This is a genomic window from Buttiauxella agrestis ATCC 33320 (assembly GCF_000735355.1).
GTDB lineage: Bacteria > Pseudomonadota > Gammaproteobacteria > Enterobacterales > Enterobacteriaceae > Buttiauxella > Buttiauxella agrestis.
This window is the reverse complement of sequence record NZ_JMPI01000067.1, coordinates 1-11435: the sequence shown is the minus strand read 5'-3', so window position 1 is coordinate 11435 and position 11435 is coordinate 1. Positions and strand designations below refer to the sequence as shown.

Below are 11435 nucleotides of genomic sequence, written 5' to 3'. Positions count from 1 at the left end.
TCCCTCAGGGAGAGGGCCGGGGTGAGGGTTGTTTTCAAGCAAATATCAGCACAACTCCAGTTGCACGTTATTCTCAGCAATCACCTGCATCACACCTGCGGGCGGCATCATATCGGTATAAACCTGGTCGACAAGGCTAATACTGCCAAGATTCACCATCGCATTACGGCCAAATTTAGAGTGATCCACCACCAGCATGACGCAGCGCGAGTTTTCAATAATCGCGCGCTTGGTGCGAACTTCGTGGTAATCAAATTCCAGCAGCGAGCCGTCGCCATCGATGCCGCTGATCCCCAGAATGCCGAAATCCAACCTGAACTGAGAGATAAAATCGAGCGTCGCTTCGCCGATAATTCCGCCGTCGCGGCTGCGTAACTCGCCACCCGCCAGAATAATACGGAAGTCTTCTTTAACTTTGAGCGTATTCGCCACGTTCAGGTTGTTGGTCACGACGCGCAAATTGCTGTGGTTTAGCAACGCATGAGCGACCGCTTCTGGCGTGGTGCCGATATCAATAAACAGCGTCGCGCCATTTGGGATTTGGCTGGCAACTTTTTGCGCGATGCGCTCTTTTTCCGCCGTTTGAGTCGCTTTGCGGTCATGCCACGGTGTGTTCACAGAACTTGAAGGCAGTGCCGCGCCTCCGTGGTGGCGCATGATCAAGTTCTGGTCAGCCAGATCGTTGAGATCGCGGCGAATGGTTTGCGGGCTAACCGCAAACTGCTCAACCAGCTCTTCTGTGCTGACATAACCCTGTTTTTTAACCAGTTCGACAATCGCATCATGACGTTGTGTTTGCTTCACGCTGTTTTATTCTCCTGAAATGCTATGTTCGTTTTCGCGCATGCATTGTATCAACCAGCGCCATCGCCAGGCCAACAACCAGGCCGGTGATGTGTGCAGCGTTGGCGATAGACATTCCTAAAACATCGAAAAATCCTATCACAATCCACAATACCGCAAACGCTAACAGGCCGCGTTGCATGTAGATGCCGCTGTCGGGGTCACGTTCGCCACGCAGCCAGACATAACCCATTAATGCGTATACCACACCGGATAAGCCACCAAACAGCGGGCCGCCGAATTTCGCCTGCACGAAACCGCTCAGAAGCGCTGAAACGAGCGTCAACGTAATGAGTTTACCGCTGCCGAGGCGCTTTTCTACCGGGCCGCCGAGATACCACCACCACAGCAAGTTAAACGCGATATGCATAATAGAAAAGTGCATCAACGCGTGGCTGAAGTAGCGCCACAGCTCGTAGTGCAAACTCTCTTTATACGGCCAGGCTAACCAGGTCATGACGGCACGATCGCCCATCACCTGCATCATCAGGTAAACCAGCACGCAGGCAGCCATAATCACCATAGTGAATGGCCCGGCTTTCTGAGTAATGGTGGCGAGGAAAGGGTAGCGCTGGTACTGCAAGCCGCTGCCGGTGTGGCCCGTGTTCCAGCTTGCCGCCAGATAACGTGCATCACCGGGATTCGCGAGGAACTGTTCAAGCTCGGCACGGACATGGGATTCCTGGCTGTCGTTCGCCAGCCAGATATCACTTTGCTCATGCCGTTGAATCGTGAGGATAATCCCCTGCGTCGCCATATAGTCGACAAATGCCTGCGCGACTCGCGGGTTGGCAAACGAGGTAATCATGATCATAAGGTTTCAACTAAATCCGTATAAAAAAAATGATTATACCTGCAACGCCACCATTTCCTGACGACTTAAGACGCGCCGTGTTCTACTTCTGCCGGGAAATGGCGATGCCATGCGTCAAAACCACCGTCGACGCTATACACCTGGTCATAACCTTGTTGCAGCAGATATTGCGCCGCACCTTTGCTGCTATTGCCGTGATAGCACATCACCATCACTGGCGTTTCAAAATCGGTTTGCTGCATAAAGGCAACCAAACGATCGTTAGTCAGATGAAACGCGCCCGGCGTGTGGCCCATCGCAAAGCTCTGCGGATCGCGGATATCAACTAATACAGCCAGGTTGTGCTGCAACTTCTGGTGCGCTTCTTCCACACCAATACACTCAAACGTTTCCATGGATTTGCTCGTAATTTTATTAAATTGGCTTACGCCATATTAAGGGAATCTGCCCTCTGGCCGCTGATATTAACGCCATTATGTTATCCATATCACGCAGTAATGTTTTTTTTTCGTTACAAACCGCGCGTAGTCTTGCTAGTATGAGCGATAACGAACATATTTGAACTTTAACGAAAGCGTGTGAGGGCAACATGGAAACTAAAGATCTGATTGTGATTGGCGGAGGAATTAACGGGGCAGGTATCGCCGCTGACGCTGCAGGCCGTGGTTTATCCGTGTTGATGCTTGAAGCTCAGGACTTAGCCAGCGCCACCTCGTCGCAAAGCTCGAAGCTTATCCACGGCGGCCTACGCTACCTTGAGCATTACGAGTTCCGCCTGGTGAGTGAAGCACTTGCCGAGCGCGAAGTGCTGCTGAACATGGCTCCGCACATTGCCTTCCCGATGCGCTTTCGTTTGCCGCACCGCCCGCATTTACGCCCGGCGTGGATGATTCGTATCGGTTTGTTTATGTACGATCATTTGGGTAAACGCACCAGTTTACCGGCGTCTACCGGTTTGCGTTTTGGCGCAGATTCAGTGCTAAAACCGAATATCGTGCGCGGTTTCGAATATTCTGACTGCTGGGTAGACGATGCTCGCCTGGTTCTGGCGAACGCGCAGATGGTGACGCGCGAAGGCGGCGAGGTGAAAACGCGTACCCGCGCCACTCGTGCGCGTCGCGAAAACGGCCTGTGGGTTGTGGAAGCGCAGGATATTGATACCGGTGAAACCTTTACCTGGCGTGCTCGTGGCCTGGTGAATGCTACCGGCCCGTGGGTGAAAAACTTCTTTGACGATGGCCTGCAATTGCCTTCGCCATATGGCATCCGCCTGATCAAAGGCAGCCATATCGTGGTGCCGCGCGTGCACAACCAGAAGCAGGCATACATTCTGCAAAACGAAGATAAGCGAATTGTGTTCGTCATTCCGTGGATGGATGAGTTCTCTATTATTGGCACTACCGATGTGGAATATAAGGGCGATCCGAAAGATGTTCACATTGATGATAACGAAATCAACTACCTGCTGAATGCCTATAACGCGCATTTTAAAAAGACGCTGAGCCGCGAAGATATCGTCTGGACATACTCCGGCGTGCGCCCACTTTGCGATGATGAATCTGATTCACCGCAGGCAATTACGCGTGATTACACGCTCGATATCCATGACGAGCAGGGCAAAGCGCCGCTGTTGTCGGTATTTGGCGGCAAACTGACAACCTACCGTAAACTGGCTGAACATGCGCTGGAAAAACTGAAAGGTTATTACCCAAAAATGGGGCCAGCCTGGACAAAAGGCAGCACCTTACCCGGTGGTGATATTCAGGGCGATCGCGATGATTACGCGGCACAGCTGCGCCGCCGTTATACCTTCCTGACCGAAAGCCTGGCCCGCCGTTTCTCACGCACTTACGGTAGCAATAGCGATTTGATTCTGGCAGGAAAGACCAGCATTGGCGATTTAGGCGAAGATTTCGGACACGAGTTTTTTGAAGCCGAGTTGCGTTACCTGGTGGAACACGAGTGGGTGCGTAGCGTTGATGATGCCATCTGGCGTCGTACCAAATTAGGGATGTGGCTTACGAAAGAGCAGCAGGAGCGAGTCGCGCAATGGCTGGGAAAGCGTAACGGTAAGGCGCATTTGTCATTAGCGTCGTGAGTCGGTAGCCCTCACCCCGACCCTCTCCCCAGGAGAGGGAGAAAACCGTTCTATACCCTCTCCTTCAGGGAGAGGGCTAGGGTGAGGGTAATTTAAACCCCGTAGCCCATCATCTTCAGTAATTTCTGCGCATGCTGCACCGCATCCTGGCGGTGCGCGACGCCCAACTTCTGATACAAATTACGAATATGCGTTTTAATCGTGGTGGCTGCGACATCCAGTTCACCCGCGATTTGCTCATTGCTGTAACCTGAATAAATCAGGCCTAAAACTTGCCATTCGCGCTGAGTCAAAGGGCTGGTGCGGATTAATTCCGGCACTTCAGGGTGATTCAATAAACGGTTAACAAAGTTTTCGTCGAAGTGGGCGAACTTATGGCGATGGTGCTGGTTAATCTCACGCAAAATACGCTGCGCGCGATGCTGATCTAATTCAGGTAGCGTGTTGAGCTGAATCAACTGGCGTAATTGCTGCGCCATCGCTTCCCCTTCAATCACAAAATGACTGATAAACCCGGTGCGGTTCGCCAGCGCCAACGCTTCCAGCAGCACGCGCTGGGCATCGCTTTTACGCCCGGCTTGCCAGTAAAGCTGGTTCAGCAGTAGCAAGTTGCGGTTGAGGTCGCTCATTAAACGCAGGCTGCGGGCGTTTTCGTTTAACTCTTCGAGCACCATTTCAGCCGGTTCGAAATCACTCAGCAAAATTTGTGCGCGGGCAATATTACGCCACTGGCTTTGCAGGAAATGGTTGTTGGCAAATTCTGGCTTCGGCGTCAGACGCAGCCAGTTGGCAGCAGATTTTTTATCTGCCGTCATTTGCCAGTAAATCACCCGGACTTTGTCAGCGTTAGAAACCCAGTCGCTATGGAATGCACCGTTACCGAGTAAGTTTTCCAGTCGGTTCAGGTGATTACGTGCGTTATCTAAATCGCCTCGCGCCAGCGAACATTGCACTAATAGCGCCAGACACTGTAATTGCTGTTGCGGCTGGTAGCCGGAAAGCACTTCCAGACCCCTGCGCGTTGTCGCTTCGGCTTCATCCAGCCGCGACCACGCCCACAGTAGCTGCGCACGAATACGCAGTAAAAACTCATGCAGCGGAAGTTGCTCAAGGTGTTGCTCTTCGATAAGCGCAAAGGCTTTTTCCTGGGATTCCCAGGCCGATTGCAGGAACCCCTGTGCCAGCAGAATTTCACTTTGCTGGCATAAACCCCATAACGCGTAGTGCCACATGTCATGACGGCGGGCCATTTGTTCCGTTTGCTGCATCACGGACAACGATTTGGTCAGCTCACCTTTGCAATGCAGCACTTCGCCGTGGACGGATGTGGCCACAATGCGGCTATAAAAACTGGCAAGCGGCAGCGTGTCGAGGGCAATCATCGCCAGGCGTTCGGCTTCATCAGGATTACCATCGTTAATGGCAACCTGAGCGCGTAACGCATTGAATTCACCGTGCATGGTGTCGTCCATCACGACATTCATTTCTTGCTCGGCACGGGCCAGCAGCGTGTTCACTTCGCTGTAGCGGTGCTGGCTTTGCATCAACCATGCTTGCAGGAGGACAAGTTTTGGATTTTCCAGCAAACTTTCCCACGGCAGCGCTTTTAACGATTCTTCCAGCAGCGTGAGTTCGCTGTGGTTAAACAACGCCCAGGCATGATTGAGGAGGATATCGCGCAGCAAAGTTGCATCGCCTGCGGCCAGCGCGTGGTGAATAGCTTCGCTCGGGAAGCCTTGCGCCATCCAGCTTTCGGCTGCGGCGCGATGGATATCCGGCAATTCAGTCGCCAGTTCCCACTGGCAACGCTGGCGCAAGAAATTGCCAAACAGCGGGTGGAAACGGAACCACTCACCGCTGTCGTCCATACGCTGAATAAACAAACCCTGGCGCTCGGTTTCTTCCAGTCGCATCTGGCCATTTTCCTCGCCGGTGACGCGCACAATCAGCGCATCGTTCATGGAACGCAGAATCGAGCTGCGCAGCAGGAAATTACGGGTTTGCGCATCGACATTATCCAGCACTTCATCGGCCAGATAGTCAGACAAGTGGCTGGCGTTAATACCAGAAAGACGGCGCGCGGAATGATGCGCCGAAGAGTTACTGTTCTGCCTGGCGGAAAGCGCGATGAGTTGCAGCGCAGTCGCCCATCCTGCGACGTCGTCACACAGACTGTTGCTGTCGACGTGTTCGAGGGGGGAATTCAGACGATGGTCGAAAAACAGCTTCGCCTCGTGGTGAGTAAAAGCAAGCTGTTGGCTGCCGATTTCCAGCAACTGATCGCGCACGCGTAAGTTAGCGATGCCCAACTGCGGCAAATTGCGTGACAGCACCACCAGAGTCAGGTTTTCTGGCTGGTGGCGGATGAAAAAGCGCATCGCTTCATGAATGACAGGGTTAGTTATTAGATGGTAATCATCAATGACTAAAAATAGCGGACGATGCCATTCCACCATTTCAATAAATAGCTGGGCGAATAACGCCGTCAGGCTCGAATACTGGCGTTTTTGTACCATCACTTCGCTGGTAACACAGTGACCAGCCGTTGCTTGCTGAATTGCCGCTATCAAATAGCTGGCAAAACGTTCTTGTTGGTTATCGCCTTCATCAAGGGAGTACCAACCGAGTTCATTCTTCCCTGCCGCCCACTGCGAAACTAGCGTTGTTTTTCCATAGCCCGCCGGGCTGGTTATCAGTGCCAGTCGATAGTTATTGGCTGTTGATAATTTCATCAATAGCCGGTCGCGGACCACTGTATTTTCCAGGCGTACTGGACGACTTAATTTGGAGGGAATCAGCATGGTCTGTCACTTCACTGTGTATGAGATATGTACGAATGTGATTTTTTTTACGCTTCGTAATTAATACTTACTACAAAGTCGTTCAGATTGAGGGTGATTGCAAGATTGTTCAGGGTTTCAGACGTTGTAAGTTGCTCCTGCTCACAATTCTATTCATTAGATGAATCCATCTGGAATAGTTACTGTCGGACATGGAGAAGTCAGGACTGGTGGGCATTCCTGGCAAGAGCACCTAACTTTAAGTGGCGGCGATCACATTTTCAGCTACTCCCCGCTACTCCTCCCTCCGTAATCCCCCTCAGGAGGAGGAATTAGCCCAGGGCACCCGGCACACTAGCGGGTAATGAAATTAGAACCTCACAGGACCCGAGTCACTATGTCACAGACGACCTTCAATAAAGCACAATTTCAGGCTGCACTGACACGTCAGTGGCAGCGTTATGGGCTGCATTCCGCCTCCGAAATGACTCAGCAACAATGGTGGCACGCCGTCAGCGGTGCGCTGGCAGAACTGCTGGCGGCACAGCCTGTTGCGAAACCAGAGAAGAAACAGCGCCACGTAAACTACATCTCGATGGAATTCCTGATTGGCCGCCTGACGGGCAATAACTTGCTGAACCTCGGCTGGTATCAGGACGTGGCTGACGAACTCAAAGCGTTTGATATCAATCTTACTGACCTGCTGGAAGAAGAAACTGACCCGGCATTGGGGAACGGCGGGTTAGGGCGTCTTGCGGCGTGCTTCCTGGATTCCATGGCTACGGTTGGGCAATCGGCGATTGGTTACGGCCTGAATTACCAGTACGGCCTGTTCCGCCAGTCCTTCCAGGATGGTCATCAAATGGAAGCGCCTGATGACTGGAAGCGCGGAAGCTATCCGTGGTTCCAGCATAACTCGGCACTCGACGTGCAGGTTGGCGTCGGTGGTAAAGTGATTAAAGACGGCAAAACCGTGCGCTGGGAACCGGCGTTTATTTTCCACGGTGAAGCCTGGGATTTACCGGTGCTTGGCTACCGTAACGGCGTGGCGCAACCGCTGCGTTTGTGGCAGGCAAAGCACGCGCATCCGTTTGATTTAACGAAATTCAACGACGGCGATTTCCTGAAAGCAGAACAACAGGGTATCGACGCCGAAAAACTGACGAAAGTGCTCTACCCGAACGATAACCATCTGAACGGTAAGAAGTTGCGTTTGATGCAGCAGTACTTCCAGTGTGCATGCTCGGTGGGCGATATTTTACGCCGCCACCATCTGGCGGGTCGTAAGATTTCTGAGCTGGCCGATTACGAAGTTATTCAGCTTAACGACACGCACCCGACTATTGCCATTCCAGAACTGCTGCGCGTGCTGATCGACGAGCACCAGATGAGCTGGGACGACGCATGGGCCATCACCAGCAAAACCTTCGCCTACACCAACCACACGTTGATGCCTGAAGCGCTGGAGTGCTGGGACGAGAAGCTGGTGAAGGCGCTGTTGCCGCGACACATGCAGATTATCAATGAGATCAACGCTCGCTTTAAAAAGCTGGTGGACAAAACCTGGCCGGGCGATGAAGCCGTGTGGGCAAAACTGGCGGTGGTTCACGACAAACAAGTTCGCATGGCGAACATGTGCGTGGTGAGTGGCTTCGCGGTAAACGGTGTGGCAGCGCTGCACTCCGATTTAGTGGTGAAAGATTTGTTCCCGGAATATCACCAACTGTGGCCGAACAAATTCCATAACGTTACCAACGGCATCACGCCGCGCCGCTGGATTAAACAATGCAACCCGGCATTGGCTGCTCTGCTTGATAAGAAATTGAAGAAAGAGTGGGCCAACGATCTCGATGTGCTCGAAGGGCTGGAAAAATATGCCGACGACGCAAAATTCCGCAAAGAATACCGCGACATCAAATACCAGAACAAAGTGAAACTGGCGGCGTTCGTCAAAGCTCGCACCGGCATTATCATCAGCCCGGATGCGCTGTTCGACGTGCAAATCAAACGCCTGCACGAATACAAACGCCAGCACCTGAACCTGCTGCATATTCTCGCGCAGTATAAAGAAATCCGCGAAAATCCGACGGCTGACCGCGTGCCACGCGTGTATCTGTTCGGTGCTAAAGCCGCACCGGGCTACTACCTTGCGAAAAACATTATCTTTGCGATCAACAAAGTGGCGCACGCAATCAATAACGATCCGGTGGTTGGCGACAAGTTGAAAGTGGTGTTCCTGCCGGACTACTGCGTTTCTGCGGCGGAAGTGATGATCCCGGCGGCTGATATTTCCGAGCAAATCTCTACCGCAGGTAAAGAAGCATCCGGCACCGGCAACATGAAACTGGCACTTAACGGCGCGTTGACGGTCGGCACGCTGGATGGCGCGAACGTCGAAATCGCCGAGAAAGTGGGCGAGGAAAACATCTTTATCTTCGGCCACACCGTGGAAGAAGTGAAAGCGCTGAAAGCCAAAGGCTACGACCCGGTGAAATGGCGCAAGAAAGATAAAGCGCTGGATGACGTGCTCAAAGAGCTTGAGAAAGGTATTTACGCCGACGGCGATAAACACGCGTTCGACCAGATGCTACATAGCATCGGCAAACAAGGCGGCGACCCGTATTTGGTGATGGCAGATTTTACCGCTTATGCGCAAGCGCAAAAATTGGCGGATGCACTGTATCTCGACCAGGAAGCATGGACTCGCGCTGCGATTCTGAACACGGCGCGTTGCGGCATGTTTAGCTCCGATCGCTCTATCCGTGATTATCAGCAACGCATCTGGCAGGCAAAACGCTAAGGGAACGCGATGGACAGCAAACGTCTTGATAACGCCGCCCTCGAGGCGGGAATTAGCCCCAACTACATTAACGCCCACGGCAAACCGCAGGCCATTCCTGCGGATACCAAGCAGCGTTTGCTGGAAGCCATGAGCCGTCCCACCGCCGTGAAAAAGGTGGCGGTGACGCCAGTGGCAAATGTACTGGTGTTCACTTCGGGCACCCGCATGGCGACGATGCTGGAAGGTAACGGCGATTACAACTGGCAGTTAACCACCGAAGACGGTAAGCAACATAAAGGGCATGCGCTGGCGGGTAAAAAACTGACGCTGCCCGCCGCGCTGCCGGAAGGCTATCACGACCTCATGGTCAGCCAGAATGAACACCACTGGCAATGCCGCGTGATTGTGGCGCCGAAACGTTGTTACGAATCCGCGGCACTTCTGCGTGATGAAAAGCTATGGGGCGCGTGTGTGCAGCTTTACACACTGCGTTCGGCACATAACTGGGGAATCGGTGATTTCGGTGATTTGCAGCGCATGCTGGTGGATGTGGCAAAACGGGGCGGTTCGTTTATCGGCCTGAACCCAATCCACGCGCTGTATCCGGCGAACCCGGAAAGTGCCAGTCCGTATAGCCCGTCGTCACGCCGTTGGTTGAACGTGATTTATATCGACGTGAACGCGGTTGATGACTTCTTACTTAGTGATGAAGCGCAAGACTGGTGGAAAATGCCGGTCACGCAACAAATGCTGAGCGAAGTCCGCGACACACAGTGGGTGGATTATGCCACCGTTACCGTGCTGAAAATGGCCGCATTACGCATGGCGTGGAAGCAATTCTCGCGGCGTGGTGCACGTGATGAGCAAGTTGTTGCCTTCCAGAAGTTTGTCCAGGAAGGTGGCGACAGCCTGTATTACCAGGCGGCGTTTGATGCGCTGCATGCTTATCAGGTTAAAGAAGATGAAATGCGTTGGGGCTGGCCGGTGTGGCCAGAAGGTTTCCGTGACGCGCACAACCCTGAAGTGAAAGAGTTTTGTACCGAACACAGTGATGAAGTGAATTTCTATCTGTGGCTGCAATACCTGGCCTATGTGCAGTTTGATGCGTGCTGGCAAACCAGCCAGGGCTTCAAAATGCCGATTGGTTTGTATCGCGACTTAGCGGTTGGTGTGGCAGAAGGCGGTTCGGAAACCTGGTGTGACCGTGAGCTTTACTGCCTGAAAGCCTCGGTCGGTGCGCCACCGGATATTCTTGGCCCGCTCGGCCAGAACTGGGGGTTGCCTCCGATGGACCCGCACGTGATTACCGCGCGCGCCTATCAACCGTTTATCGAACTGCTGCGTTCTAACATGACCAGTTGCGGCGCGCTGCGCATTGACCATGTAATGTCGATGCTGCGCTTATGGTGGATCCCTTACGGCGAAACTGCCGATAAAGGCGCTTACGTGCATTATCCCGTTGACGATCTGCTGTCGATCCTGGCGCTGGAAAGTAAGCGCCATAACTGCATGGTGATCGGTGAGGATCTGGGAACCGTGCCGGTTGAGATCGTCGGCAAGCTGCGTGACAGCGGTGTTTACTCGTACAAAGTGTTGTATTTCGAGCACGATCAGGAAAAACAGTTCCGCGCCCCGAAATCGTGGCCGAAACAATCCATGGCGGTGGCGACGACCCACGATTTACCTACGCTGCGCGGCTACTGGGAAAGCGGTGATTTGACGCTGGGTAAAACGCTGGGGTTATATCCTGATGAAGAGATGTTGACCGAGCTGTATAAGGATCGCGAACGCGCCAAACAAGGTTTGCTGGATGGACTGCATGAATATGGTTGTCTGCCAAAACGTGCCGGGCACAAAGCCTCGCTGATGGCGATGACGCCAACACTTAATCGCGGAATGCAGCGTTACATTGCCGACAGCAACAGTGCGTTGTTGGGTCTGCAACCGGAAGATTGGTTGGGGATGGCGGAGCCGGTGAACATTCCGGGCACCAGCTACCAGTATAAAAACTGGCGACGCAAGTTATCGACTTCGCTTGAGGCGATGTTCGCAGACGAAGAAGTGAATAAGTTGCTGAAGGATTTGGATAAGCGACGTAAGAAGAGATAACTTTTAACG

At 53.0% G+C, this 11435-nt stretch carries 7 protein-coding genes; 3 read left to right on the top strand and 4 right to left on the bottom strand.

The window, feature by feature from the left end; translation table 11 throughout:
- Positions 1 to 45: 45 nt before the first annotated feature.
- The 3 genes from GBAG_RS18985 to glpE all read right to left on the bottom strand — a co-directional run bounded on the left by GBAG_RS18985 (position 46) and on the right by glpE (position 2052).
- On the bottom strand, positions 46 to 804 hold the full coding sequence (locus tag GBAG_RS18985; RefSeq protein ID WP_034499201.1) for a DeoR/GlpR family transcriptional regulator: 759 nt from the start codon (positions 802 to 804) through the stop codon (positions 46 to 48).
- Between the two features lie 22 nt (positions 805 to 826).
- A complete protein-coding gene (gene glpG, locus GBAG_RS18980; RefSeq protein WP_034499196.1) occupies positions 827 to 1657 on the bottom strand; it encodes a rhomboid family intramembrane serine protease GlpG in 831 nt (276 codons plus the stop codon).
- 65 nt (positions 1658 to 1722) lie between these two features.
- Positions 1723 to 2052 carry a thiosulfate sulfurtransferase GlpE gene (glpE, locus tag GBAG_RS18975; RefSeq protein WP_034499194.1) on the bottom strand — a complete coding sequence of 110 codons (330 nt, stop codon included), beginning with the start codon at positions 2050 to 2052 and terminating at the stop codon, positions 1723 to 1725.
- A gap of 194 nt (positions 2053 to 2246) precedes the next feature.
- On the opposite strand from glpE, the gene glpD reads away from it, so the two are divergent.
- Positions 2247 to 3755 (top strand): glycerol-3-phosphate dehydrogenase, encoded by a 1509-nt coding sequence (gene glpD, locus GBAG_RS18970; RefSeq protein WP_034499192.1) that lies wholly within the window; start codon positions 2247 to 2249, stop codon positions 3753 to 3755.
- Positions 3756 to 3847: 92 nt separating this feature from the next.
- Here the strand turns inward: glpD and malT are convergent, their stop codons facing one another.
- Positions 3848 to 6556 carry an HTH-type transcriptional regulator MalT gene (gene malT / locus GBAG_RS18965; RefSeq protein WP_034499189.1) on the bottom strand — a complete coding sequence of 903 codons (2709 nt, stop codon included), beginning with the start codon at positions 6554 to 6556 and terminating at the stop codon, positions 3848 to 3850.
- 376 nt (positions 6557 to 6932) lie between these two features.
- Here malT and malP point away from each other — a divergent pair, with 376 nt between their 5' ends.
- Both malP and malQ read left to right on the top strand, forming a co-directional pair.
- Entirely contained in the window at positions 6933 to 9335 is a 2403-nt protein-coding gene (gene malP, locus GBAG_RS18960; RefSeq protein WP_034499186.1) for a maltodextrin phosphorylase, read from the top strand.
- 9 nt (positions 9336 to 9344) lie between these two features.
- Positions 9345 to 11426, top strand: coding sequence for a 4-alpha-glucanotransferase (gene malQ / locus GBAG_RS18955; RefSeq protein WP_034499183.1), 2082 nt, complete (start codon positions 9345 to 9347; stop codon positions 11424 to 11426).
- Positions 11427 to 11435: the final 9 nt, after the last annotated feature.

Bases quoted from the DNA above. Each gene is read 5' to 3' on its own strand.
- malT (WP_034499189.1), bottom strand. From the start codon at position 6,556: ATGCTGATTCCCTCCAAATTAAGTCGTCCAGTACGCCTGGAAAATACA.
- malQ (WP_034499183.1), top strand. From the start codon at position 9,345: ATGGACAGCAAACGTCTTGATAACGCCGCCCTCGAGGCGGGAATTAGC.
- malP (WP_034499186.1), top strand. From the start codon at position 6,933: ATGTCACAGACGACCTTCAATAAAGCACAATTTCAGGCTGCACTGACA.
- glpE (WP_034499194.1), bottom strand. From the start codon at position 2,052: ATGGAAACGTTTGAGTGTATTGGTGTGGAAGAAGCGCACCAGAAGTTG.
- glpG (WP_034499196.1), bottom strand. From the start codon at position 1,657: ATGATCATGATTACCTCGTTTGCCAACCCGCGAGTCGCGCAGGCATTT.
- glpD (WP_034499192.1), top strand. From the start codon at position 2,247: ATGGAAACTAAAGATCTGATTGTGATTGGCGGAGGAATTAACGGGGCA.